This is a genomic window from Dietzia sp. KRD202 (genome assembly GCF_017168155.1).
In the GTDB taxonomy this organism is placed as follows: domain Bacteria; phylum Actinomycetota; class Actinomycetes; order Mycobacteriales; family Mycobacteriaceae; genus Dietzia; species Dietzia kunjamensis.
Genome location: NZ_JABFAN010000006.1, coordinates 1 through 25,358 on the forward strand (window position 1 = coordinate 1; position 25,358 = coordinate 25,358).

Annotated in this window: 24 protein-coding genes and 1 pseudogene; 5 read left to right on the top strand and 20 right to left on the bottom strand. The window is 71.1% G+C overall.

Annotated features, from left to right (window positions below; all coding sequences use genetic code 11):
• Positions 1-114: 114 nt before the first annotated feature.
• From cynS to J1M64_RS20505, 4 genes are all read right to left on the bottom strand, one after another.
• Complete coding sequence (gene cynS, locus J1M64_RS03020) at positions 115-564, bottom strand: cyanase (protein WP_206472706.1); 450 nt, start codon at positions 562-564, stop codon at positions 115-117.
• A 92-nt stretch (positions 565-656) separates the two neighbouring features.
• Complete coding sequence (locus tag J1M64_RS03025) at positions 657-1,589, bottom strand: formate/nitrite transporter family protein (protein WP_206472708.1); 933 nt, start codon at positions 1,587-1,589, stop codon at positions 657-659.
• Between the two features lie 220 nt (positions 1,590-1,809).
• On the bottom strand, positions 1,810-3,474 hold the full coding sequence (locus J1M64_RS03030) for a hypothetical protein (protein WP_206472709.1): 1,665 nt from the start codon (positions 3,472-3,474) through the stop codon (positions 1,810-1,812).
• Positions 3,475-3,692: 218 nt separating this feature from the next.
• The gene (locus J1M64_RS20505) at positions 3,693-4,403 is read right to left on the bottom strand and encodes a DUF3558 family protein (RefSeq protein WP_374220835.1); all 711 of its coding nucleotides are present in this window, start codon (positions 4,401-4,403) and stop codon (positions 3,693-3,695) included.
• 143 nt (positions 4,404-4,546) lie between these two features.
• On the opposite strand from J1M64_RS20505, the gene J1M64_RS03040 reads away from it, so the two are divergent.
• Complete coding sequence (locus tag J1M64_RS03040) at positions 4,547-5,509, top strand: WXG100 family type VII secretion target (RefSeq protein WP_206472713.1); 963 nt, start codon at positions 4,547-4,549, stop codon at positions 5,507-5,509.
• Between the two features lie 14 nt (positions 5,510-5,523).
• Positions 5,524-5,709 (top strand): hypothetical protein, encoded by a 186-nt coding sequence (locus tag J1M64_RS03045; protein ID WP_206472715.1) that lies wholly within the window; start codon positions 5,524-5,526, stop codon positions 5,707-5,709.
• A 26-nt stretch (positions 5,710-5,735) separates the two neighbouring features.
• Here J1M64_RS03045 and J1M64_RS03050 read toward each other — a convergent pair whose 3' ends face one another.
• Positions 5,736-6,353 carry a hypothetical protein gene (locus J1M64_RS03050; protein WP_206472716.1) on the bottom strand — a complete coding sequence of 206 codons (618 nt, stop codon included), beginning with the start codon at positions 6,351-6,353 and terminating at the stop codon, positions 5,736-5,738.
• 255 nt (positions 6,354-6,608) lie between these two features.
• Between J1M64_RS03050 and J1M64_RS19680 the strand changes: the two are divergent.
• Positions 6,609-7,496: pseudogene (locus J1M64_RS19680) on the top strand (DUF222 domain-containing protein); the annotation flags it as partial.
• Between the two features lie 444 nt (positions 7,497-7,940).
• On the opposite strand, the gene J1M64_RS03060 reads toward J1M64_RS19680, so the two are convergent.
• From J1M64_RS03060 to J1M64_RS03115, 12 genes are all read right to left on the bottom strand, one after another.
• On the bottom strand, positions 7,941-8,801 hold the full coding sequence (locus tag J1M64_RS03060) for a cytochrome c biogenesis CcdA family protein (protein ID WP_154829844.1): 861 nt from the start codon (positions 8,799-8,801) through the stop codon (positions 7,941-7,943).
• Positions 8,798-9,406: a TlpA disulfide reductase family protein gene (locus J1M64_RS03065; RefSeq protein ID WP_206472718.1), complete on the bottom strand. Its 609-nt coding sequence runs from the start codon at positions 9,404-9,406 to the stop codon at positions 8,798-8,800. The genes J1M64_RS03060 and J1M64_RS03065 overlap by 4 nt, the downstream gene beginning before the upstream one ends.
• 3 nt (positions 9,407-9,409) lie before the next feature.
• Positions 9,410-10,072 carry a histidine phosphatase family protein gene (locus J1M64_RS03070; RefSeq protein ID WP_206473194.1) on the bottom strand — a complete coding sequence of 221 codons (663 nt, stop codon included), beginning with the start codon at positions 10,070-10,072 and terminating at the stop codon, positions 9,410-9,412.
• A 242-nt stretch (positions 10,073-10,314) separates the two neighbouring features.
• Positions 10,315-11,625, bottom strand: a complete 1,311-nt coding sequence (hemL, locus tag J1M64_RS03075; protein ID WP_206473195.1) for a glutamate-1-semialdehyde 2,1-aminomutase — start codon at positions 11,623-11,625, stop codon at positions 10,315-10,317.
• An 84-nt stretch (positions 11,626-11,709) separates the two neighbouring features.
• Positions 11,710-13,632, bottom strand: coding sequence for an alpha/beta fold hydrolase (locus tag J1M64_RS03080; protein ID WP_271799349.1), 1,923 nt, complete (start codon positions 13,630-13,632; stop codon positions 11,710-11,712).
• 252 nt (positions 13,633-13,884) lie between these two features.
• On the bottom strand, positions 13,885-14,127 hold the full coding sequence (locus J1M64_RS03085) for a hypothetical protein (protein WP_096906791.1): 243 nt from the start codon (positions 14,125-14,127) through the stop codon (positions 13,885-13,887).
• A complete protein-coding gene (locus tag J1M64_RS03090) occupies positions 14,124-14,645 on the bottom strand; it encodes a hypothetical protein (RefSeq protein ID WP_096906790.1) in 522 nt (173 codons plus the stop codon). Before J1M64_RS03090 ends, J1M64_RS03085 begins: the two co-directional genes overlap by 4 nt.
• Positions 14,632-15,306 carry a hypothetical protein gene (locus tag J1M64_RS03095; RefSeq protein WP_096907480.1) on the bottom strand — a complete coding sequence of 225 codons (675 nt, stop codon included), beginning with the start codon at positions 15,304-15,306 and terminating at the stop codon, positions 14,632-14,634. The genes J1M64_RS03090 and J1M64_RS03095 overlap by 14 nt, the downstream gene beginning before the upstream one ends.
• A complete protein-coding gene (hemB, locus tag J1M64_RS03100; RefSeq protein ID WP_206472722.1) occupies positions 15,303-16,343 on the bottom strand; it encodes a porphobilinogen synthase in 1,041 nt (346 codons plus the stop codon). Before hemB ends, J1M64_RS03095 begins: the two co-directional genes overlap by 4 nt.
• Positions 16,344-16,502: 159 nt before the next feature.
• Complete coding sequence (locus tag J1M64_RS03105) at positions 16,503-18,146, bottom strand: uroporphyrinogen-III synthase (protein ID WP_120286041.1); 1,644 nt, start codon at positions 18,144-18,146, stop codon at positions 16,503-16,505.
• A gap of 62 nt (positions 18,147-18,208) precedes the next feature.
• Positions 18,209-19,207, bottom strand: a complete 999-nt coding sequence (gene hemC, locus J1M64_RS03110) for a hydroxymethylbilane synthase (RefSeq protein ID WP_206472725.1) — start codon at positions 19,205-19,207, stop codon at positions 18,209-18,211.
• Positions 19,204-20,526, bottom strand: a complete 1,323-nt coding sequence (locus J1M64_RS03115; protein WP_206472727.1) for a glutamyl-tRNA reductase — start codon at positions 20,524-20,526, stop codon at positions 19,204-19,206. Before J1M64_RS03115 ends, hemC begins: the two co-directional genes overlap by 4 nt.
• A gap of 382 nt (positions 20,527-20,908) precedes the next feature.
• Between J1M64_RS03115 and J1M64_RS03120 the strand changes: the two genes are divergently transcribed.
• Positions 20,909-21,259, top strand: coding sequence for an HNH endonuclease (locus J1M64_RS03120; RefSeq protein ID WP_120286044.1), 351 nt, complete (start codon positions 20,909-20,911; stop codon positions 21,257-21,259).
• 63 nt (positions 21,260-21,322) lie between these two features.
• On the opposite strand, the gene J1M64_RS03125 is transcribed toward J1M64_RS03120, so the two are convergent.
• Positions 21,323-21,592, bottom strand: coding sequence for a glutaredoxin family protein (locus tag J1M64_RS03125; RefSeq protein WP_082923762.1), 270 nt, complete (start codon positions 21,590-21,592; stop codon positions 21,323-21,325).
• A 73-nt stretch (positions 21,593-21,665) separates the two neighbouring features.
• Between J1M64_RS03125 and J1M64_RS03130 the strand changes: the two genes are divergently transcribed.
• The gene (locus J1M64_RS03130; RefSeq protein ID WP_374220836.1) at positions 21,666-22,916 is read left to right on the top strand and encodes an HAD family hydrolase; all 1,251 of its coding nucleotides are present in this window, start codon (positions 21,666-21,668) and stop codon (positions 22,914-22,916) included.
• A gap of 36 nt (positions 22,917-22,952) precedes the next feature.
• Here J1M64_RS03130 and J1M64_RS03135 read toward each other — a convergent pair whose 3' ends face one another.
• Positions 22,953-24,086, bottom strand: a complete 1,134-nt coding sequence (locus J1M64_RS03135) for a lysophospholipid acyltransferase family protein (protein WP_206472729.1) — start codon at positions 24,084-24,086, stop codon at positions 22,953-22,955.
• Positions 24,083-25,279, bottom strand: coding sequence for an NAD-dependent epimerase/dehydratase family protein (locus J1M64_RS03140; RefSeq protein ID WP_244294213.1), 1,197 nt, complete (start codon positions 25,277-25,279; stop codon positions 24,083-24,085). The genes J1M64_RS03135 and J1M64_RS03140 overlap by 4 nt, the downstream gene beginning before the upstream one ends.
• Positions 25,280-25,358: the final 79 nt, after the last annotated feature.

A 25,358-nucleotide genomic window follows, 5' to 3' on the forward strand; every position in this document is an offset into this window, starting at 1 on the left:
GGTTCCTGGGGGTCGCGGGGGTCTCTCTTCGGTCGGGAGGTTCCTGGTCGGTCGGAGGTTCCTGGTCGGTCGGGGGTTCCTGTTCGGTCGGGGGTTCCTGTTCGGTCGGGGCCGTCACCACCGATAGTCGAGGAACTTTCCGTCCAGCGTGATCACGACGCGGTCGCCGTCGGGGTCAGCGCGACGGTTGATGTCGACCGTGAAGTTGATCGCGCTCATGATCCCGTCTCCGAACTCCTCGTGGATCAGCGCCTTGAGCGCCGGGCCGTACACCGACATCGCCTCGGTCAACCGATAGATCGTCGGATCGGCCATCACCTCCGCCGGTGTGCCGCGGCTCGGCTGCAGGGCGAGGCTCTCCGCCACGGCGTCGTCGAGGCCGAGGAGGTCGCACACCGACCGTGCCTGCTCGGTCGACAGCGGGTGCTGGCCGAGTAGCGCCGCGGTCGTCCACACCAGCGGGGTCCCCAGATGCTCGGCCAGGTCGGCCCAGGTGCGGCCCTGGCGGATGCGGGCGGAGTCCACGAGCGCCGCGGCCTCGTGCCTGGACATGATGGGGGTCATCGAACGGATCCTCTCGGTGGGCGGGTCGGTGGGGGCCGGCTGACGGGCTGGCGGGCGTGCTCGCGGGCTGGCGGTCGGGCGTGCCCGCGGGGTCAGACTGCGGCGGGCTCGGTGGTCGCGCGCTCGGTGTTGGCGCGCTCGGTCGTGGCTCGCTCGGTGGTGGCGGGCTCGCTGTCGGGGTCCGGAGCACCGACCGTTGCCGTGTCCGTGTCCGGGGACGACGTCCGCCGGGCCTTGGTGCGCGCGTGGGTGACGTAGAGGGTCAGGCCCACGAACAGCAGCCCGCCCACGAGGTTGCCGGCGACGGTCGGGATCTCGTTCCACACGAGGTAGTCGCCGAGGGAGAAGTCGCCGCCCAGCATCAGGCCGGTCGGGAACAGGAACATGTTGACCACGGAGTGCTCGAAGCCCATGTAGAAGAACAGCATCACGGGCATCCACATGGTCAGTGCCTTGCCGCTGACGCTGGTGGACATCATGGCGGCGACCACGCCGGTGGAGACCATCCAGTTGCACAGCACGCCGCGGAAAAACAGTGTCAGCATCCCGGCTGCACCGTGCTCGGCGTAGCCCAGCGTTCGGGATTCACCGATCTCACCGAGCCGCTGGCCCACCTCGTCCGGGGCGACGTTGAATCCGTAGGTGGTGATGAACGCGATGAGGAACGCCACGGTCAGCGCACCGGCGAAGTTGCCGACGAAGACCAGTCCCCAGTTCCGCAGCATGCCCCCGACCGTGACGCCGCGGCGCTTGTCGAGCAGGGCCAGTGGCACAAGGGTGAACACGCCTGTGAGCAGGTCGAAGCCCAGCAGGTACAGGAGGATGAAGCCGACCGGGAACAGCACTGCTCCGAGGAGTGCACTGCCGGTCTGGACGGTGACGGTGACGGCGAATGCCGCCGCGAGCGCGAGGATCGCGCCGGCCATGAATCCGCGGATGAGTGTGTCGCGGGTGGACATGTGGACCTTCTTCGCCCCGGCGTCGATCATCGCGCGGGTGAAGTCCTGGGGTTGGACGTAGGACACGGGTGCCTCCAGCTGTGCGGCGGTGGTGGTGGTACCGCGCCAAGTCTGGGAGGTCTGTGTGTCTGGGCAGTGACCTCGCTGTGTGGGCTGGTTACCCTTTGCTCACCGCGCGGGGGATCTCCCGTGAGGCCGGCGCCGCCCGGCCGGACACGCGGGCGGGCAGCACCGGCGTTCCCAGGTCAGCGCCTTGGGTCGCTTCCTCGCCTGCCGCTCGCGTCGCTTAGTGCCGGTCCGCACCCCCGCCGGTGTAGTCGCGGCCGATCACGCGCCCCCGGAACGGTTCGTGCTGGTCCGACCGCACGGCCGAGGGTGCGTCTTCCACGGGTGCGCGGCCCAGCACCGCGGGCGCGACCTTGACCGGATCGCCGATGATCGCCGTGGTGTTGGTGGCGTTGGTCAGGTAGCTCGCGGGGGTGTGGCCGCGGCGGTCGTTGTTCTGCCCGGCCCCTGCCGCGCCCATCACTCCCCCCATCGGCATCGCCCCCGCTCGCCCGGCGTGTGCCGCACTTGGTGACGACGACGAGAACGCCCCGGCACCCGGTCCCGCAGCACCCGCGCCTGCCGAACCGGCCCCGGGAGCTCCTACGGCCGGGCCGCCGGCACCGAATCCGGCCAGAGTGCCGGCGCCGCCCATGCGTGAGGCTCCTGCACCTGCGGCCGCAGCCCCGCCGCCGCCGACCAGCCCGGCTGTCGAGCCGAACCCGCGATCCCGATTGCGGTTGCTGTCGCCGACGGTTCCGCCTCGGATCCCACGGATCCCGGCCGCGCCGCCGGCTCCGGCGCCAGCGCCGGTCTGCTGACCGTGTGCGCCCGGTATCGGCGCGAACGGCGCCCCCGCTGCGGTCGTCGTGGCGTTGACACCACTTCCCGCCCCTGCCTGTCCCGCTGACGGCGCTGCCGCTCCTCCCCCGTCGGCGGCGCCTGCCCTCGCAGCCAGGAGAGCTTGCTCAGTGGCGGCATCCACGGCTGCGGTGGGAGTGCTCGTCGTCGTCATCCCCGGCGCTGCGCCGCCCGCGGTCCCGGCGGCCACCTGCGCCTCGTTGCCCGCTCCGCTCGCACCACCCGTGAGGGCGGCGATTGCGGCAGCGCTCGGCGCCGCCGGCTGGGCCGGCCGCGGGATGCCATCGGTGTTCCAGACGCTCGCCATGTCGATGCCGCTGGGCCCGCCCAGCGCCGAGGTCGACACCACCCGGTACGCGGCGGTGAAGTCGAGGTCATCGAGGTTGGCGTCCATGACTGCGGGGCTGTACTCGGTGTTGACGATCGCCCTGGCCTGCTCCTCCGCCGCCGCCATTCGGGCCCGCGACTCCGCAGCGGCGCTCAGCCCCGCAGGTCCGTGCTCCTGGCCGGAGAGCTGCGCGATCTTGGCTTGCGCTGCCTGCTCGGCGACGTTGGTGCGAGTGGTGACGAACCCGTCGTGCGCGCGCCTGGCCTTGGCTGCGACCTGCTCCAACTCCCCTGACAAAGCGAACGCCGAGTTGACCAGGCCCGTCACCGAGTCCTGCGCACTCGATGCGAACTCCCCCTGCCAACCGCTACCGAGGATGTTGTTGAGTTCACCCCTGAGCTGCTCCGCAGCTGCAGTGAGAACCTCGGATACCGCGGTGGCCCGCTCTTCGATTTCACTGAACTGACTCGGCTGCAACCCTTCAGCACATTGTGCGATGCGCTCCAGGGGCGAATTCGACACATCCTCCGGGCCCACCCGGCCATAGGCGCCCATCACGCACATGTCGTCGAGCGTGAATACGTCCGTCTCACTCGCGTGGATCAACCCGAGACTCTGCAACCCGACAGGCTCCTCCGCCACCTTCGACAGCGCCTCCGCCAACGCCTCATCCTGCGCCTCGATGAGCCCCCCGGCGGCGGCGAACAGCATCGACATCGCTTTTGCTTGATCGCGAAAGCCGTTCAGTAATGTCGACAAGTCGTCAACGGCAAACAACGAGTACACGGTTCCGATCTGGCGGGCAGTATCAAAAGAATCGGTCCCGACGGATTGCGACTGCCACCAGCGGAACCTAGATGCCGACGAGACCTGCTCGATGAACCGCCCACACGCACTGACGCAAGCGTCAGCAACACTTGGATCAAGGTGAACCATTACTGGAAGTCCCCTTCTGACAGATATGGCATGACTGAAAGAATCGACTCATCCAAAACTGAACATGGATCCGCGAAGTTTTCGCCTTTGAACGCAGACAGACCGTGTATGAGGTCCACACTTACTATAAGGGTGCCCTCCGATGTGAAAAACGACTGCTGGCAACCGTTGTCCCCCATATCCGCCTTACTAAGAAGTCGTAAACTCGGGCGACCTGCAACTTGCGACTCGCTAGCGACCAATGAATCATCTCCCAGATAATCTCCTCGCGACTTCCACGTCGAAAGCACTCCGAAGATGACTTCCTCGTTCTTCCAGCCGCATGCGAACAAGTCCCCAGGCTGGTGGATACGCAACTGCTCGTCCTGCCGGACAGGCGAGCTAACCCCCTCCTCGATAGCCTCCACCGGTATCTCAGCACACGGGTCGAACAGGGCAGGCCTCTGCTCGATCGGCAGATCCCAGGGATTGCCCGGCTCCTCGGCAGCGGCTGGGCTCGTCGTCGTCGACGTATCTTCTCCCCCGTCAGCTGACGCGCACCCGGACAGCACCACACCGGCGGCCACCAACGCGGCTACGAACGCTCTACTTTTCCCCACAACCTGTACGACGGGCCGAGCCGCCGAACGGTTCCCCCGACCTGCGGTTCGCGACGCAAAATCGCGTCGCCGCAGTTCGGAGGGGGTGCCGTCAGGTCGGTAGGCGTTCACGATCAGAGATCCTCCCAGTCGTCACCGGCCGACGGGTGGGTCATCACAGTGACGGCCCAGAAATTTCTGCGTCGAACGCGGAACCGGACGGCAGGCTCGCGACGTCGTACCTGGTGACGGACAAGCTGCAGGAAGGGCGAGGCGTGAGCTACACGATCGGGCAGATCAGTCGCTGGGACACCAACGCGCTGACCGCCGCCGGGGACGCCGTTGCCACCCGTCGTACCACCGCAGAAGAGGTACGAAACTTCTTGGCCGACGGGCGGGACACGCTCGCGGAGGGCTGGTCCGGCGTCGCAGCAGACGCCGTCCTCGACGCGGCGGAAACCGAGAAGTCGCACGTCACCAAACTCGCAGACGGGCTCGAAGACCTCACTGACGCCCTGTCCCGAGCCGAAGCAGCCCTGCAATCCGCAGTCCAATCAGTACGCGACCGAGTCCGCGACGCCGTCAGTGCCGGGCTGGTCGTCGGCCAGGACTCCGTCGGCCCCGGACCCGGCCGCGACGACATCACCCAGGACACCGTCAACGCCCATGCCGAGACGATCCGCATGGCCCTGGACACCGTGCGGTCGCTCGACGAGCACTACGGCCGCGAGATCGACCTCGTGGCCACCCGGCTCCACGAGGCGATACCACCAGAAGTCGACCGGCGACCGATACCGGGGCCAGAGCATTCATGGTTTGCAGCAGTCGACGCCGTGACCGGCGCGGCCGGCTACGGGTTCCCCATATCGGCCGACGAGCTGGACCCCGAAACTCGTGGAAAACACAAGCTCAACCCTGTTGCGGACGCCCCCGGGAAGGCGTGGGCTGGCGTCCTACGCGGCCTCGGCAGAGCGGCCGGCCCTGCCGGCGCAGCCGTCACCGTCTACGACGGCGTCGAGGGATACGCGACAGGCGAAACCACTGCTGGAGAAGCGTCCATGGAGACGGCGGGCGCTCTCATCGGTGGCACCACCAGCGGCATGGGGCTCGGGGCCATGGCCGGCGGTGCCATCGGTCCACTCGGCGCGATTCTGGGCGCTGGGATCGGCGCAGCCGTGGGCAGCTACTTGGGAAAGAAGGGTGGAAGTGCGGTGTTCGACCGATACTTCGCCCCGTGACTAGAAGGAACCGAATGGACGACGACAAACCTGACGATGGCCGCAAAATCCGATGGGTCTGGTTGAGGCCGCTGACCTGGGCTGACTTCAAACACAACATCCGCCTCATGGTGGACAACGACCCCTCGGTCCTCGTTCAGATTTTCGGAAGTCTGGCGGTTATCGGCGGAGTGATCATCTGGGGCGAGTTCTTCGCCTGACTGGGGGCCAGCGGCGCAGGCTCGTATCACCCGTCGAGAAGATCTCTGCAATCCTCTTCGGTCGATTGCTCGAGGCACTCCATCCACCGAACCTGGTCGTCAACCCAGGGATGCCGCGGTTCCTGTCCGACATCCTGACGCCACACGTAGTTGTCGCACAGGATCGCAACGCCACTGGCGTCGACCGCCCTGCGGCCGATATCCGCTCCCATGCACTCCGCACCGAGGCGTGGCCCCGCCTGCCGCATCGCCTCCTCGACTGCCGGATTCGGCGCCAACTGCGGGTCACGCGACCACGCGGCACCGTCGGTGTACTGCAAACGGGCGCAGAAGGCGGTCACGCCGTCAGCGAAGACGGCCAACGCACCGCGGGGCCCGCACTCAGCACCCTCGGCCACGATCGCCGGGGTCGGCGCGGCAGGACTGTGGGGTGTCTCGTAGAGCGTTGTGGAGGTCGGTGTTGCGATCTCCTGCGAAGTGGCCTTTTCGGCTGTGGTCACAGTAAATGCCGACGAAGTGGCGGAGGTGGGCGCCGGCCCCGGCGCATCATCAGCACCTCTTCCGAAGTCGCCGCACCCGGACACAACGGTGAGCACTGCCGTCAGCACACCGGTCACCCTCACTCGCTCCGCGGCCACGTTCATGTGATCAGTATTGACACCGTCATCGTGGTGGGAGGCCTATTACACAAACCAGTTCGCACAGTCCCCCGCAAGGCCAGCTGAGTCCGGGCGCAATCGGGCGAGTAGTCCGCGAGCACGCGGCGGTGATGGCACCGGCGTTCCTCTTTCACTGACGCGAACTGGGACGACGCGTTCGTGTCGTACCCAGGTGATCTAATCGAACACATGAGCGACACCGGGATGCGAGCCACGGCCAGCAGGGAGCTAAGCGCCATGATGTCCGCGCTCGATTCCCACCTTGAGCGCGACTGGACGGGAGTGTCACCGGCGGAGCTGCATGCCGAACTGGTCGCCCTCGAACAGGCCCAACGCCGCATCCGGGCCACGCAGGCCCGTGTCCTGGCCGCCGCCCGCACCTCGGGTACCGCCCGGCAGATCGGGTTCGTCAACGAGCGACAGATGCTCACCGGCGGCCTGGGCCTGGCCCCCGGGGAAGCGCGCGGCCGACTCGACGACTCCGCCATCGCCGACACCGCCCGCATGCGCGCCACCGCCGCCGGCGCCCTGTCCGCCGGACACCTCAGGATCATCAACACCGCCCTGGCCGCCCTGCCCGACGACTACGACGACGAGGCGCGCGCACACCTGGAAGCGCAGCTGATCGCCCTGGCCGCCGAAAAGTGTACGACCCGCCGCCTCCAGGAACACGCGCACCGACTCCTGGATGCTGTCGACCCGGGGCGCACCGAGCGCGGCGCGGCAGAGCGGGCCCGCCGCCGCTCGGTCACGTGCGGCGGCCAGGGACTGGACCTGATGGCCCGCGCGGCGATGACCATGGACCCGCAGCTGGCCGCGCTGATGCGCGAAGTCCACGCTCGCTGGGGCCAGCCCGGCCGCCTGTGGCCTGACCCCGACGCCAAGGACACCCGCACCGACGGTCAACGCATGCACGACGCGCTCGTCCACGCCCTGACCCTGGCCCTGTCCGCGGACGCCGCCAAGACCGGCGCACCGGCGGCGATCGTGGTCCGCGTGGACCTCGGCCAGCTCGCCACACTCGCCGGCTGCGGCGAGACCGACGGCGGGATCCGCGTACCCGTGCCGCAGGCACTGGCCATGGCCCGCGGCAACCACTGGTTCCTGGCCCTGTGCGACAAGGAAATCGACCTGCGCCTGTTCCGCAGTCGCCGCACCGCCTCCCGCTACCAACGCCTCGCACTGTTCGCCGCGTACGGAGGCTGCACCCACCCCGACTGCGACCAGGACGCCCGACACTGCGAAGCCCACCACGCGGGCAGACCCTGGGCCGCCGGTGGCCTCACCAACATCGACGAACTCGCCCTGGCCAGCGGCGACTGCCACGCGATGATCCACGACACCGGCTGGTCCACCATCCCCGACCCGCGCGCGCCCCAGGGCGTCAGGTGGATCCCACCCCGGAACCCCCCGCGCGGCCGACCCGCCACGGCCCAAACCCGGACCACCACCACCGTCACCACTCGAAGCGCCGATACTTCCGTTCGCGCTCCTCCACGACTTCGACGCCGCAATCACGCAACGCCACGACGCAGTCCGGGAGGCGGCGTGATGACGCCCGGCGTGGGTGGGTCAGATGGGCAGCGTGGTGTCCGAGATGGCGAAGTCGCGCAGCCAGTCGATGAACAGCGCCCACCCGCCGGACAGCAGCAGCAGACCCACGATGATGAGCATGACTCCGCCGAACACCTGGATGGTCCGGGTGTGCTTCTGCAGCCAGCCGACGGTCCGCATCGCCCAGGTGGAACCGAACGCCACGACGACGAAAGGCAGACCCAGACCGAGGCAGTAAGCCACGATCAGCAGCACTCCGCGCGCCGCGTCGACCCCGGTGCCCGCGGCGACCGAGAGCGCGGCAGCCAGGGTCGGCCCCAGACACGGGGTCCAGCCCAGGGCGAAGACGGCGCCGAGCATCGGGGCGCCGATCCAGGTGGACAGCGACTTGGGTTGCATGCGGGTGTCCCGCTGCAGGGTGGGGACGAGGCCGATGAAGACGAGCCCCATGAGGATCGTCACCACGCCCCCGAGACGCTGCAGCAGCTCTTGCTGGGGTGCCAGGTACTGCACGGTGCCCAGCACCATGGCGCTGAGCATCACGAAGACCACGGTGAATCCGCCAACGAACAGCAGCGACGCGCCCACCACACGGGCGCGCGAGGACCGTCGGGTGCGGCGCTCCTCCATCGTCAACGTGGCGGTGGCGGCCCGCTGGCGTTCGGCGGCGGCAGCGGTAGCCGGCGGACGTTCGGCGCCCACGACGCTGGCGAGGTACGCCAGATAACCGGGCACCAGCGGGATGACGCACGGCGAGGCGAACGACACGAGGCCTGCCAGGATGCACGCGCCCAAAGCCAGCAGGATCGGGCCGCTGGCCACGGTCTGCTGGAACGTCTCCCCCACACTCTGTGCGAGCAGGATCGTCTCCGGGTTCACGTCTGGTCGACCTCCTCGGCGAGGAGCTCGCTGACGGTCTCGCGCAGCTCGTCGTCGGTGATCTCGGCCAGGTACACGGCGGCCACCCGGTGCTGCTTGTCGAGGATGATCGTCGCCGGCACCACGGACGTCGGGAAGCCCCGCAGCGCGGCGACCGCGGCGTTACTGGGATCCCAGATCGAGGGGAACGTGATGCCGTTGTCCTTGACGAAGTCCACCGGCTTCTGCCGGTTGGGGTCGCGCAGGTTGATGCCGAACACGGTGGCACCCTGGGGCTCGAATTCCTCCTGCAGGCGCTGCAGGTCGTCGGACTCGGCCCGGCACGGTCCACACCACTGGCCCCACAAGTTGAGGATCACCACCTCGCCGGCGAAGTCCTCCTGCACGGTGAGTGTGCGGTCCGGGTCGAGCAGGTCGGGACCGGTGAGCGTCGCGACGGGCTTGCGCTCGGCCGGGGGGTCGTAGTGGATCTCAATTTGCCCGTCGGGGCTGACGAACTCGAACGTCTCCGGGCCCACCACCACGGCGTCGTCGCCGGTCGCACAGCCGCCGACGAGGGCGCCGGTCACCAGCAGCGCGACGAGGGCGGCCTTGGGCTTGCGCATGATTCAGGCTCCAGTCTGCGACGGGTCGGATGCCCCCGCCGGTTCCGAATAGACGATGTCGCGCAGTGTCGTGCCCTCGAACACCAGCGAGGTGATCGAGGCCAGCGAGCACTGCCGCTTGCGCGGGTCGTGCCACAGGCGCCGCCCCTCGAGGAAGCGGCGTGTGGTGTAGACCGGCAGCTGGTGGCTCACCAGCACGGCCTCGTGCCCGCGGGCGGTGTCGAGGGTGGAGTACACGGCGCCGATCATGCGGTGCGCGATCTGCAGGTAGGGCTCACCCCACGACGGCCGCATCGGGTTGAGCAGGATCGGCCAGTACTGCGGGTCGCGCAGGGCGCCGCCGGGGCCGCCCACCTTGCGCCCCTCGAAGCGGTTGTCTGCTTCGATGATGTCGGCGTCGATCCCCACCGGGAGTCCCAGTGCCTCGGCGAGAGGAGCCGCGGTCTCCTGGGCACGCTGCAGCGGCGAGGCGACGATCGACACGATGTCGTGCCCCTGCCCCAGCACTCGGCCGACGGTCTCGGCCTGGCTCCGTCCCAGCTCGGACAGTCGGAACTCGGGCAGTCGCCCGTAGAGGATGCCCTCGGGATTGTGGACCTCACCGTGACGCACCAGGTGCACGATCGTCTGCGTCTCGCCGGCGCGAGCCGAGGTGTCACGAGGAATCGACGACGACGAGACCGGCTGTCCCGGAGCGGCGATCGTCCCCGGCTCGGCCCCGTAGGCCGCGGACCCCTCCGGCTGCGACTCGAGGGGAGGCTCAGCCGGGGTCGCGGTGGCCCCGGACCCGCCCAGCGACGGCGGCGCCACGGCGGGGGCGGGATGATCTCCCCGGAGGGGGATCGGCAGTGAGGTGGGTCCCGTCGACGGGACGGCGAGCCGCCCGCGCAGTCCTCGCCCGTTGCTGCTCATCGGCCCGTCTCCGGGGCGGACGCCGCGGCGGCCGCTTCCGCGGCCACCGGCAGTGCGTCGGAAATGTGCTGGAAGTCGTCGTCGGTGAGCGCGGTGGAGACGAACCAGGTCTCGAACGCGCTGGGCGGAGCGTAGATGCCGCGGTCGAGCAGCGTGTTGAAGAACGGCGCGTAGCGGAAGGTCTCGGCGGCCTTGGCCCCGGTGTAGTCGGTGACCTGGTCCTCGGAGAAGAACACGCTGAGCATGGTGCCCGCCCGCTGGATGGTGTGCGCGACACCCGCGGCCTGCAGAGCGTTGCTGATCAGCGCCTCGAGCCGGTCGGCGTTGGTCTGCAGGGTGTAGTAGCAGGCGTGGTCGGCCAGCCGCAGGGAGGTCAGTCCAGCCGCCACGGCGACGGGGTTCCCGGACAGGGTGCCGGCCTGGTAGACGGGGCCGGCGGGGGCGAGGGCGGCCATGACGTCGGCGCGACCTCCGAACGCGGCGGCGGGCAGCCCTCCGGACATGACCTTGCCGAATGTGGTCAGGTCGCCGGCGACACCGTCGATCCCCCACCAGCCGCGGTCCCCGGCACGGAATCCGGTCATGACCTCGTCCATCACGAGCAGTGCCCCGTTGTCGGAGCACAGGGTGCGCAGTTCTTCGTTGAAGCCGGGCAGCGGCGGGACGGTGCCCATGTTGCCGGCGGCGGCCTCAGTGATCACGCAGGCGATCTCGTCGCCGTGGTTGGCGAAAGCCACCCTGACGGCGTCGATGTCGTTGTACGGCAGCACGATCGTGTCGTGGGCGGTCGCGCCGGTCACGCCGGGCGAGTCCGGCAGCGCGAACGTGGCCAGGCCCGACCCGGCGTCGGCGAGCAGTGCGTCGACGTGTCCGTGGTAGCACCCGGAGAACTTGACGATCTTGGAGCGGCCGGTGAATCCGCGGGCCAGGCGCACGGCGCTCATGGTGGCCTCGGTGCCGGAGTTGACCAGGCGCACCTCGTCGACGGAGGTGCGGGCGACGATCTCGCGGGCGAGGTCGACCTCCCCCTCGGTCGGGGTGCCGAAGCTCAGTCCGCGGGTGGCGGCGTCGCGGACGGCGTCGACGATCCCGGGGTGGGCGTGCCCGTGGATCATGGGGCCCCACGAGCAGACGAGGTCGATGTAGGTGTTGCCGTCGACGTCCGTCATGCGGGAACCCCGCGCTTCACGCATGAAACGCGGGGTTCCGCCGACGGAGTTGAAGGCGCGGACCGGGGAGTTGACTCCGCCGGGGATCAGCTCGCAGGCCTCGGCGAAGAGCTCGGCCGATCGGGTGGTGCCGGACATGCCGGACGGGGTCTTGAAGGCATCACTCGAAGAGGTCACCGGACCAGTGTCTCAAAGTCCGGCCGCGAGCACCCCCTCGCGGTCTCAGCCCTGCGGCGAGGCCGGCGGGGCGAGGGGGGCGAACATCGACTTCGCGGCGGCGTCGACCTGTCCGGCGAAGTCGTGCACGGCCTTCTCCGCGTCGGCGACGGCCGTCTCGGCCTGCTGCTGCAGCTCCTGCGGCGTGGGCAGCGGTACGGGTGCGGGCGTCGGTGCGGCGACGGACCCCGAGGCGGGCGTCGGCGCGGCGACGGAGCCGACCGCCGGGGCCCCGACGGAACCGGTGCCGGCGGCGTTCACGTCGCCGGTGCCGGCGTCGCGGTGGGTGCCGTACCAGTCGTCAGCACCGTCGACGGGAGCGGACATGCCCTGCTGGGCGGCGGCAGTGCGCTCGGCCTGGCCCCACTTCGGCAGGGGCTCCGGCGACGGCTTGCCCGCGACGTGGCCCGGCTCGGCGATCCCGGTCTCCAGGAACTCCATCACGAGCTTGTCGACGGCCTCGTTGCCCATGCGGAAGGTGCCGTGGTCGCCGCCACCGACGGTGACCAGTGCGCCACCCATGGCCTCGGCCACGCGGTGCGCGCCGGCGATGGGGGTGATGGCGTCGTCCTCGGAGTGCAGCACCAGCGGCTTCTCGTCGAGGGCGTCACCGTTGGGGCTGATGGTCTTGGCGACCGGCTGCCAGCCCACGCAGTCGTCGCCGGCTGCCTCGACGGCGGCGCGGGCGGTGAGGCGGTTGCCGCCGGTGTACTTGTCGGCCTTGGCCGCGATGACACCCAGCTGGTCGGCCGGGGCAGCGGTCTCGTTGCAGGTGATGATCGAGTTCATCTCGATGTCGGTGCGGTACACCGGCGAGCGGTTCTCCTGCGCGGCCAGGATCAGGCCCACGGTCTCGTAGTCGGCGCGCGCGATGGTGCCGCCGTCGTTGTAGTACTTGAGGATGTGGGCGAGCATCGGCCAGGCCTGCTCGGAGTAGGTGGCGCCGACCGTGGCGTCGTAGAGCCCGGTGGTGGCGTTGTTCGTCAGCCCCTGCAGCGCGGCGGCGCGGGCGAAACCCTCGACGCGGGCGCGGGCGGGGGCGGTCCCGTTGATCACGTCGAGCGCGGGCTTCTCGACGGCGCTGCCGCGGAGCTCGACGGGCAGGTCGCCGGTCTGTGCCGGCGGCGGGGTGAGGTTGGCGGGACCGCCCACCTCCTGGTCGGTGACCCACTTCCAGGAGTGGAAGACCTTCAGCGGGGTGTCCCCGAGGCCGTAGTAGTCGTCGCGCTCGGCGATCCAGGCGAAGATGTCGTTGACCCGCTGCTCCTGGGCGAGCGCACCCTGCTCCGCCTGCGTGTTCCAGCGCCAGTCGGGGTGGGTGTTGGAGTCCAGCACCATGCGGCCGGTGGCCTCGGGGAACAGCGTGGCGAAGTCGGTGCCGATCGCGGTGCCGTAGGACACGCCCACGTAGTCGACCTCTGCGAGCTCGAGCGCCTCACGGACCGCGTTCATGTCGCGGGCGGCGTTCTCGGTGGTCATGGACTTCATGTACTCGGGGTCGGTCCCGTAGCACGCGTCGTGGAGCGGGTTGACCGTGTTCGGGCCCACGTAGTCCACGTTGCAGACCATGGGATTGGAGCCGTACAGCCCGCGGGGCTGGACGGCCACGAGGTCGTGGTTCTCGTACAGGCCGGCCGGGTTGGCGCCGTCGAGGGCCGGGCTCCAGAAGTTCAGGGCGTAGTTGCCGGGCCCGCCGGGGTTGCCGAACACGGTGGAGCGCGCCTGGCCGGACGAGGCCTTGATGCGGGTGAGCGCGATCTGGGTCTTGGCGGCGTCGGGCGCGGTGTAGTCCACGGGGACCTCGACGGTTCCGCACTCGAGACCGGCGGGGACGTACTCGGCCTCGATGCCGAGCATCTCGGTACAGTCCTGCCATTCGACCTGGGCGGCCGAGGCCACTCCCGATCCCAGAAGTGCGATCGCTCCCACGACCGCGGTGGTGCCAACGAAAGTGCTGGAAGGCTGCACCGATCCCCGTTTCCCTGTGCTGTAGGCGTTACTCCGGCGAATCGGACGCACCGACCACTCATTTTTACGAGCGTCACATGCGTCCGAACCGCCCCAAATGTAGCCTGTGGCCGACGCCACGACACACCCGACCGGGCACACTCAGAAAACCGTCATCCGATCGTTACCGCGACGTCCGCGTCGCCCGGAAAAGCCCTGGCAGAAGTAGATCTGTCAGGATCCGACCCGGGGGGCGCGCCGGAGGACTGCGAGGGTGGTCAGGACCATCGTCAGCCCCGCCAGGACGGTCGCGGCCAGGAGCAGCCGGGGATCGGTGTGGATGCGTTCGATGCTGCCCTCGACGGGCGGGTCGATGACCGGCGGCGCGCCCGTCACGATGTCCCTGGCGAACCACCACAGCACCACGGCGAGTACAGCGCAGGCGACCGCGGCCACGCCGAGGCGACGCGAGTTCACTCGGGTCCCGGCTCGCGCGGGAGACCGGCGACAGCGCCGGCCAGGGCGCCGTGCAGGGCCGCGGGGTTACGGGACCAGGCGCGGACCTCGCCCCCGGTGTCGAGTCGCAGACCCACGGCCGCCCGGCGGCGGGGCATCTCCCGCAGCTCGCCGAGCAGTCGGGCCGTCTCCCACGAGGCCTCGGAATCGTCGGCGGCGGTGAGGGGCAGCACCTCCTCGATCCGGCGCAGTTCGAGCTCCTCGGTGCCCTGGAGGTACACGTCGGGGGTCAGGCGGACGCGACCGTGGACGCGGGTGGCGGCGATCATCACGCCGTGGCAGAGGGCGGTCGCGATCGCGCAGACGGTGAGCATCAGCCAGTGCACCGGGGCGCCGGTGGCGAGCTCGAACCCTCCGGCAGCGGCGCAGAACGCGGGCGCCGCGAGGATCCAGGCCCAGCTCCAGCCGTCCTCGGCGTACAGGATCGGCCCCTCGGGTTCGATTCCCGGCCGGGCGGCGATGGGTTCACTTGCCGGCACGCGCGCCGCCTCCCGGGGTCGTGTACTGGATGGCCTCGGCCTTGTGCTGGCGCCACACGGCGGCTGCGGCGCACAGTCCCGCGAGGATCTGGAGGGCGATGACGACGAAGCTGATGACGTCTCCCCGCTCCCCCGCGGTCGCGACTCCGCCGAACACACCGATCACCACGGACACGGCGTCGACGACGAGGAAGATGGCGACGATGTCGAGCATCGTGCGGGCCCACCCCTTGCCCGCTCGCAACCGGAAGGCCAGCCACACGGTGACGGCGGCGACGATGAGCGCCAGCACCGCCCCGGCCGCCAGAGCGATGGAGAACATGCTCTCGACGGAGACGTCAGTGGACCCGGTGTTGGCGACCGCGTCGCGGAAGGCGTCCCGGGTGGCGGTGGGCAGGTCCCCGAAGCTGGCGGTCGCGGAGTTGATCAGCATCCCGAGCAGTCCGAACGCGGCGGCGGCCAGCCACAGCACCCACGCGGTGTGGATCTCCTCCGGCGGCGGACCGGCCGGCTCGGCGGGTGGCTCGGCGGGTGCGTCGACGTGCGGGTCGCCGGGCGCAGGGCTGTCGCCGGGGCGGTTCCCGCTCGTGGTGTCACCCGACCCCTCGGGGCCCGGTCCGGTCCGCGCGGGTGGGCGCCACGGCCCGCTGCCGCGGGTCACCGGGACCCCCACCCGTCGGCGAGGAGGCGCGCGGCGTGCAGGGCCCAGTAGGTCAGGACGATGTCCGCGCCCGCGCGGCGGATGGAGGTCAGCGATTCCATGACGGCCGGGTCGTGGTCGATCCAGCCGCGCTCGGCGGCGGCGGAGATCATCGCGTACTCGCCGGACACCTGATAGGCGGCCACCGGCACGTCGGAGATCTCGGCGGTCTGGCGCAGGACGTCGAGGTAGGACATGGCGGGCTTGACCATCACCATGTCGGCGCCCTCCTCGAGGTCCAGCTGCACCTCACGCAGCGACTCCCGCAGGTTGGCCGGGTCCTGCTGGTAGGTGCGCCGGTCGCCGCGCAGGGACGAGCCGACGGCCTCGCGGAACGGGCCGTAGAAGGCGCTGGCGTATTTGGCGCTGTAGGCCAACACCGCGACGTCCTGATAGCCCTCGCGGTCCAGGGCTTCCCGGATGGCGGCGATCTGGCCGTCCATCATCCCGCTGGGCCCCACCACGTGGGCGCCGGCGGCGGCCTGGGCGACGGCGAGGTCGTTGTAGGCGGCGAGCGTGGCGTCGTTGTCGACGATCTGCTCGCCGCGCGGGTCGGTGCCGAGCACACCGCAGTGGCCGTGGTCGGTGAACTCGTCGAGGCAGGTGTCGGCCATGATCACGAGGTCGTCGCCGACCTCGGCGCGGACGGCGGCCAGCGCGCGGTTGAGTATGCCGTCGGGGTCGGCGCCGCAGCTGCCGGTGGCGTCCTTGTCCGCGTCGAGGGGCACGCCGAACAGCATGATGCCGCCCAGGCCCGCCTCGGCGGCGGCGACGGCCTCGCGCCGCAGAGAGTCGACGGTGTGCTGGACGACGCCGGGCAGCGACGAGATGTCGCGCGGTGTGTCGATCCCGTCGGCCACGAACGCCGGCAGCACCAGCTGTCGCGGGGCGAGCGTGGTCTCGGCGACGAGCCTGCGCATGGCCGGCGTCGAGCGGAGTCGACGCGGGCGCACCAGCGGCGCGGGAACGGACGTGGTCTCGTCTGGCGGTGTCGTCACGACCCCCACTGTACGAAAGTCGCCGGTGGTCGGGCGCGGCGCTCACCCGCGCTGCGCCGGGACGCGGGCTCGTCGACCCCTGAACACGCGCCTGCCCCGCGCGGCTGGTCGGCCGGGCGGGGCAGGCGGCGCTGGCGGTGCGGGCGGCGGGGCTGCGGCTCAGCGGCGCCGGGCGCGGCGGCGCGGGGGCGGCAGTTCGCCGGCCGCGCGCAGGTGGTCGGCGTGCGCGGCGAGGGCATCGACCAGGTCGAGCACGGACGCGTTCTCGGGCTGGACGTCCACGCGCAGGCCGAACTCGGCCGCGGTCTCGGCGGTGCGCGGCCCGATGCAGGCGATGAGCGTGCGCGCGTGCGGCTTACCGGCGATGCCGACCAGGTTGCGGACGGTGGACGAGCTGGTGAAGCACACGGCGTCGAACCCGCCGGTCTTGATCATCTCGCGGATCTCGGCGGCCGGCGGGGCGGCGCGGACGGTGCGGTACGCGGTGACGTCCTCGATCTCCCAGCCGCGGCCCGTGAGGCCCTCGGCGAGTGTCTCGGTGGCGATGTCGGCGCGCGGCAGCAGGACCCGGTTGACGGGGTCGAGCACGTCGTCGTAGGGCGGGAACACCTCGAGCAGGCCGAGGCTGGACTGCTCGCCGCTGGGCAGCAGCTCGGGCTGGATGCCCAGTTCGCGGACGCGGGCGGCGGTGCCCTCGCCGACGCAGGCGATCTTCACGCCGGAGAAGGCGCGGGCGTCGAGACCGAACTCGACGAACTTCTCCCACACGGCGCGCACGGCGTTGGAGGAGGTGAACACGACCCACTGGTAGCGGCCGTCGACGAGGCCCTTGACTGCACGCTCCATCTGGGCGGGGCTGCGGGGCGGCTCGACGGCGATGGTGGGCACCTCGACGGGCACGGCGCCGTGCTCGGCGATGCGGTCGCTCATCTCGGCGGACTGCGCCTTGGTGCGGGGCACGAGCACGTTCCAGCCGAACATGGCGCGCGACTCCCACCACTGGTGGCGGTGACGCTCACCGGCGGACTTGCCGATGGTGACCACCAGGTCCCCGTCCATGTCGCGACCGACCTCGGCCATGGTGGCCAGGGTACCGTCGGCGGACTTCTGGGCACAGAGCGAACCGGAGCAGGTGACGGTCACCGGGGTGCCGGCGGCGAGGCCCTGCTCGGCGAGGCTGGAGGCGGCCTCGGCGAGGTGCCGGCCGGTGGTGCGTAGGACGATCGGGCCGGGCGAGCCGACGAGAGCGGCCCAGTCGACCTTGCCGCGGCCGTCGGCGAACACGTAGCCGGAGCCGAGCGCGATGCCGGCGAAGGCGGGCACGGCGGTGGCCTCGGCGACGCCGGGGACGACCTCGAACGGCACGACGGTGCGGCCGACGGCGGCGATCTCGGTGACGGTGGCGTCGGTGGTCATGGGGTCGCCGGTGACGAGGCGGACGACGTCGCGGCCCTTCTTGGCCTCGGCGACGAGCTGCTTGGCCACGGCGGCGGGCTCACCGAGCACGGGGCGGACGTCGGCGGCGGTGGGCGCGGGCAGGGCCTTGAGACGCTTGATCTCGGCCTTGTCCTCGGCGGCCACGGCGGCGTCCATCTCGGCCCGGCGCGCGTCGAGCAGTTCCTGCGGCACCGGGACCTCGGTGGCGACCAACGCCAGCACGTCGGCCGAGACGTCGGCGTCGGCGAACACCAGCGGGTTGCCGGTGAGGACCTCTTGGGCCCGGCAGGTGAGCATCCCCGCGTTGCCTGGACCGCCGCCGACGAAGCGGACAGTTCCGGGGCGGGTGGTGCGTGCTCGAGTCATTGTTCGTCTCTCCGTGGGGTGGGTGCCGCGCGCTGGCTGCGCGCGAGATGGGAGTTCGGGGATCAGGGGTCGGTGACGGTGGGTGGCGCCGTCGTGGATTCCCTCGGTACGAGTGGGGCGCGTTGCTCGGGCGGTTCGGCGGCCATGAGGTCACGGGCGCCGCGGTCGAGCAGTTCGGCCGCGAGGCGGCGGCCCAGCTCGTCGGCGGCGGCGATCGGTCCGTCCGGGTGGTCTGCGGTGGCGGTGGTGCCGTGGGTGCGCAGGACGGTGGAGCCGTCGTGGGCGGCCGCCACCGCGTGCAGCGTCAGTTCGCCCCCCTCCAGTTCGGCGCGCGCGCCGACCGGGGCGGTGCAACCGGCCTCGAGGTCGCGCAGGAGCCTGCGCTCGGCGGTGATCCGGACCCGCGAGGGCAGGTGGTCGACGACGGTGAGGGCCTCGGCGGCCTCGGTGTCGTCGGCGCGACATTCGACGGCGAGGGCGCCCTGCGCGGGGGCGGGGAGCATCTCGTCGATGCCGAACCGGTGGGTGGCACGCTCTCCCATACCGGTGCGGTCGAGGCCGGCCGCCGCCAGGACGACCGCGTCGAGGTCGCCACTGGTGACGTATCCCATCCGCGTGTCGATGTTCCCGCGCAGGGGGTGCAGGTCGAGGTCGGGGCGCAGGGCCGCGAGCTGGGAGCGCCGGCGCGGGGCGGAGGTCCCGACCCGGGCGCCCTCGGGCAGCGTGTCCATGGTGAGCCCGTCGCGGGCGATGAGCACGTCGGACGGGTCGACGCGCGGCGGCACGGCGATGGGGGCGAACCGGTCGTCGGGCGCGGTCGGCAGGTCCTTGTACGAGTGGACGGCGATGTCGCAGTCCCCGCGCTCGAGGGCGGCGCGCAGTTCGAGGGTGAACACGCCCACGCCGATGCGCTCGACCGGGGCCATCACCACGTCGCCGCGGGTCCGCACGATCACCAGTTCGGCCGGGTACCCGGCGGCGATGAGGGCGTCGCGGACGTGCCCGGCCTGGGTGGTGGCCAGGGTGCTGCCGCGCGTGCCCACCTTCAGGGTCCTGCTCATGACGCCTCCTCGCTTCTACCGTCCACCGTGTTGTCCAGGTCGAACAGTGTGCGTACGACCGCCGCGTAGTTCTCGCCGTCCGGTTGGGCGGCGAGTTCCCGGAACCGCACCGTGGGCGGGTGCAGAAGCTTGTCGACGACCCGGCGGACGGTGTTGGCGACCTCGTCGCGGACCTTCTCGTCCATGTCGGGCAGTCGGGACTCGAGTCGGCGCATCTCGGCCGCGACGACCTGCCCGCCACGCCCGCGCAGCTGCCCGATGAGCGGCCCGACGCCGGCCATGCGCTCGGCCTGCGTGTACGCGGTGAGCTCGGCGTCGACGATCGTGCGGGCGGCGTCGGCGTCCGCGGCGGCGGCGGAGGTGGCGGGGTCGGCCTTGAGCGCCTCGATTCCCAGGACGGTCACGCCGGGCAGGCCGGTGACGGCGGGATCGACGTCGCGCGGCATGCCGAGGTCGCAGATGACGAGCGGGCCGCGGTCGCCGCGGCGGGCCAGCGCGGTGTGCACGTCGCCCAGGGTGACGACGGTGCCGACGGCCCCCGTGCAGGTGAAGAGGATGTCGGCGCGGGCGACGGCCTCGGCGAGCCCGTCGAGGGGGAAGGCCGTGGCCGGGGTGCCGGAGTCGCCGGCGATCTCGGCCAACCGGTCGGCGCGCTCCGGGGTGCGGTTGGTGATCTCGATGTGGGAGATCCCGCCGCGGCCGAGGTGGGCGACGGCCAGGCCGCCCATCGCGCCGGCCCCGAGCACGACCGCCCGGCGTCCGTCGAGACTGCGGCTGGCGCCGTCCGAGAGGATCTCGGCCGCGCGGTCCAGCGCCACGGACACGACCGATGCGCCGGCCGAGTCGATGCCGGTCTCGGTGTGCACGCGCTTGCCCACGTGCAGCGCCTGCTGGGCGAGCCGGTGCAGGGTGGTGCCGGCCGCACCGATCTCGGACGCCGACTGGTAGGCCGTGCGGATCTGGCCGATGATCTGCTGCTCGCCCACGACCATCGAGTCCAGCCCCGAGGCCACGGAGAACAGGTGCTCGGCGGCGGACTCGGAGTAGCGCACGTACAGGTGGCGGCTCAGTTCGTCGGCGCCCAGGCCGGAGTGGCGCGAGAGCAGGGTCACGACGTCGTCGAGCGCCGGGTGGAACGCGTCCACGGCGGAGTAGACCTCGACGCGGTTGCAGGTGGTGACGATCATCGCCTCGTCGACGTTCTCGCCGGCGATGAGTTCCTCGGTGAGCCCGTCGCGCTCGGACTCGGAGACGGCGACCGCCTCGAGCAGTGACACCGGCGCACTGTGATGGGACAGCCCCACCAGGAGAATGCTCACAACCGACCCCCGGACGCCAGGGCCTCGGGGGGCCATGCCAGAATGGATGCCAACTCGTCAACTCGGCGAGAAGACGGTCGGAGAACAGACGGGGCCCCGCAGGACGAACTCGCGGAACGCTGGTCCACAGTCGGTCGTCTCCCGTCGGTGTGCACGGCTGCGTACAAGGCGCTCCCATGGCGGAAACACCCTGCCGGGACGGCCGTGGCCTCAAGCCTGCGTACGACCCGTAACGGGCTCCACCGTAACCCGCCTGACACCCCGGGACAAAACCGTGACAGGGGCGGATGCTATATCCGGCCGCCCTCCCGCGGGCACCGTGAACAGCACGGACCGCAGTACGGTGGCATCCGTGCCCCCTCGCCGCAGGTCTTCGTCGACCATGTCCGCCGCGACCCGCGCCCGATACGCGAAGCGTCGTCAGCGGCGTCTGTCCCGCGTCGACAACGACCTCACCGACCCGCAGTGGGCCCGGATCCTCGACGCGTGGAAAGCCTGCGCCTACTGCTCCGCGACCGGGCCCGCGCTGCAGAAGGACTGCGTCCAGCCCATCTCACGCGGCGGGCGCTACACCCTGGAGAACGTGGTCCCGGCCTGCGCGTCGTGCAACGCGAGCAAGCACAACAGCGAGGTCACCGGGTGGCTGCGGCGCAAGAAGCTCGACGAGGGCGCGTTCCTGCTCCGGCACGCGACCATCCTGCGGGACCTGCGCGACGCGCCGCGGGAGGAGTGACCGCCCACCGTCGCGGCCAGCGCCGCGCGCACCCCCCGGCACCGCCCGCGCTCGTCGGCCGGTTCAGTCCCATCCCGGGAACGGGCCGGCCCCGGCGAGGGTGGCCAGCAGCTCGTCGTCGTCGACCTCCCAACACGAATGCTCCGCGCCGTCGACCAACACCACCGGCAGGCGGTCGCCGTATTCGGCGGCGAGTTCGCGGTCCGCGGCGTGGTCGACGTCGGTCACCTCGAGCCGGGCGCCGGCACCCTCGCACAGTGGGATCAACTGGCCGTGGACGCGGACGCAGCTGCCGCAGCCCTCGCGGGTCAACAGGGTCACCGTGTGCACCATGGCTCGATAGTGCACCACCCCCTCGGGGCTGCTCTAGGATGGGGTCCCCGCGCCCTTCAGGAGGTCCCGCCCGGTGAACGACTCCCGCCCGGTGAACGACGACGCCGACGACAACGACGACGACAACGCGCCCACCCCCGGCGGCGAGGCCTCCGAGGACGCCGCCGAACCGGTGGAGTCCCACCGCTCCCGGTCCGGCCCGCGGCTTCCCGGTCGTGCCGATCTCGGCTCGGCTCTGGGTCGGCTGCTGTGGCGGCGCCGCGACGCGCGGATCCAGCGACGCGCCGGTGAGGCCTCTGCCCAGCACGCCGTCAAACTCGAGCCCGGCGCCGAGCCCGGCCCGCCGCTGGCCGACTACGACCCCGCCGAGGGCGAGGGCGAGGGGTCCGGCGCGGGCGCGGGCGCGGGCGCCGGGACCGCCGTCGCCGACCGCCCCGCGGACGCCGTCGCGGAGCGTGCGGCAACCGACCGTGCCGCCGCCGACCGTGCCGCCGCCGAGACCGACGAGTCGCTCGAGCCGTTTGTGCCGGACCCGCGGGTCGCGGCGTTCTTCGACGTGGACAACACCCTCATCCAGGGCGCGTCGATCATCCTGCTGGCCCGCGGGCTGGCCAAGCATCGCTTCTTCACCGCGCGCGACGTCGCCGGGTTGGCGTGGTCGCAGGCCAAGTTCCGGATCTCCGGGGAGGAGAACGCCGAGGACGTCGCCACCGGACGCGACAAGGCCCTGAGCTTCGTCAAGGGTCGCACCGTCGCCGAACTGACCGAACTGAGCGAGGAGGTCGTGGACACCTCGATGCTCGACCGCGTCTGGCCGGGCACCCGCTCGCTGGTGCAGATGCACCTGGACGCCGGGCAGCAGGTCTGGCTGGTCACCGCGACGCCGGTGATGCTGGCGCGGGTGATCGCCGCCCGGTTGGGCCTGACGGGTGCGCTGGGCACGGTCGCGGAGGAGGAGTACGGCGTCTACACCGGCCGGCTCGTGGGCGACATCCTGCACGGGCCCGGCAAGGCGCACGCGATCGCCAAGCTCGCCGAGGCCGAGGGCTTCGACCTGGCCAAGTGCTACGCGTACTCGGACAGTTTCAACGACATGCCGATGCTCACGATGGTGGGCAACCCGGTCGCCATCAACCCGGATTCGAAGCTGCGCAAGTACGCCTCGGAGAACGGCTGGAACATCAAGGACTTCCGCACCGTCCGCAAGGCCGCGAAGAAGGCGATGCCGGGTGTTCTCGCCGTCGGCGGGCTCGCGGGCGCCCGGGCGGCCGCGCGCTCTTACTACGGCAGCCGCGCGATGGACCGGGTGCGCCGCATCTTCTGACGCGGGCCCGCGCCGGGGCGCTCCCCCGCCGCCGGCTCAGCCGAAGAAGACGCTGCCACGGCGGGCGAGGTTGCGGAACAGCGTGTTCTGGATGGTCTCCCGGACCTGGTCGGTGATCTCGAAGACCACCATCGGGTCCTCTGCGGCGTCGGGCCCCAGGTGCGAGGTCTCGATCGGCTCGCCGAACTCGATCGTCCACTTGGTGGGCAGCGGGATGCCGCCGAGCGCGCCGAGGAGCGGGAACGCGGGCGTGACGGGCATGTACGGCAGGCCGAGCAGCCGCGCGAGCGCCGGGACCTCACCGATCTTGGGGTAGATCTCCTCGGAGCCGACCACCGAGCACGGGATGATCGGCGCGCCAGCGGCCAGGGCGGTGGCCACGAACCCGCCGCGGCCGAAACGCTGCAGGCGGTAGCGGTCGGCGAACGGCTTGCCGAGCCCCTTGAAGCCCTCCGGCCACACGGCCACCACGTGACCGCTCTCCAGCAGGCGCTCGGCGTCGGCGGCACAGGCCAGGGTCGCCCCCGCCCGGCGGGCCAGCGGCGCGGACACCGGCAGCGACATGGCCAGGTCGGCGGCGAGCAGACGCAGGGCGCGTCCGGCGTGGTCGTGGACGGCGACGGTGGTCATCATCCCGTCGAGCGGCAGGACGCCGGCATGGTTGGAGACGATCAGGCCGGCGCCGTCGGCGGGGATGTTCTCGGCACCGATCACCTCGACCCGGAACCAGTGCTCGAACAGCGGCCGCCACAGGGGCAACCACACGTTGGTGTGGAAGTGCTCGTCGAACCCGAACTCGTCGACCTCGTACCCGCCGGTGACACGGGAGGCCAGGAGCTCGCCGGCGGCGTTGACGGCGTCCGCCAGGGTGGACAGGGCGCTGATGTCGCCGGTCGCGAGCATCGTGTCGACACCGCGGGTCAGTTCGCGGACGGGCGCCAGGACCTCGGCATCGAGGGGCAGTGCGTCGACCACCTGACCGATCGAGCTGCGCAGGGAGGTGAGGAACCTGTCGACGATCCTGCCGAGCTCGGTGGCCGCGGCATCGCTGTTGGTGGTCTCCCCTATGAAGCCCTCGCCGACGGTTCGGTAACCGGGGGCGTCGCGTCGGCCCTCTCCCCAGCGGGGGCCGCCGAGTGGTTGGGACAGGTCGAATTCCGGGCCCTTCACGGCGCCCCCTCCTCGATCGGGTCGGGCTCGTTCGTCTCCGGCCGGTTCGGGTCGGGCTCGATCGGCTCCGGCAGGGCCCCTATCGACTCGAGCTCGCCGATGGTCGAGTTCACGCCCGCGCGCAGTCGGCTGGCCACCGGGCCGGGCAGTCTGCTGGCGATCTTGGCGGTCTTGCGCTCGAGTGCGGCGCGCGTGACGAGGGGCTCGGCCCCCGAGTCGACGAGGTAGGCGTGCAGCGCCTCCTCTGTGGTGTACCGGGGCGTGAACCCGAACCTGGTGCGCATCCGGGTGGTGTCCATGGTGCGGCCGTACCGCAGGTAGCGCAGCTGCGAGGGCCCGATGTCGCGCAGTCCCTGGCTGGAGAGCAACCGCGCCGCGAGTTTGAACGTCTGCGGCATCACCGGCAGCGGGATGTGGCCGGCGCGGCGGATGGCCTGCGTCAGGGTGAGGATGCCGTCGGCCGCGATGTTGTACGTCCCGGGGGGCGCCCCCGTCGCTGCGTGCAGCAGCGCATCGAGTGCGTCCTGCGGGTGCAGCAGCTGGATGCGCGGGTCGTATCCGGCCAGGACCGGTGCGACGGACGGCAGCAGCAGCTCGCCGACCACCGTGGGCTCGGGCAGCCCGAGGATGGCCGGGATGCGCAGGATCGTCACGTCGATGTCCGGACGCTTGCGGGACATCCCACGCACGTACCCCTCAACCGACAGGTGGTCGAGCGGGATGCCGCCACTGGGCTGACGCCGGGCGGCCATGTCCTCGGTGAACATCGCCGGGTCGACCCCCGAGGAGCCGTACACCGAGGTCGACGAGATGAGCACGAACCGCTTGACCGTCGCGGCCCGCCCGCACGCGGCGATCACGTGCATGGAGCCCATGATGTTGGCCTCCTTGACGGCCGCGCGGCCGCCGGGGGCGAAGTCGGTGTGGTGCAGCCCGGCGTGCACGACCGTGTCGATGCCCGCCTCACGCAGGATCCCCTGCAGACGTGGGGACTGCGGGTCGAGGCGCACGAACTCGGCGTCGCGCATCCGTCGGCGGTGCTGCGGCGACGGTTTGACCGAGTCGATGGCCAGGACGCGCTCGACGGAGTCGTTGCGCAGCAGCATGCCGACCAGGTGGGCGCCGAGATACCGGCTGCCGCCCACGACCGCGACGGCACGAGCCGGGCTACGGTCGGGCAGTTCGGTGTCCACCCGCCCGAGTCTAACTGCGGACCCCCCTGCCCATGTGCGCGGACCTCACAGCCCGCGCGATCCGGACAACGCCCTGACC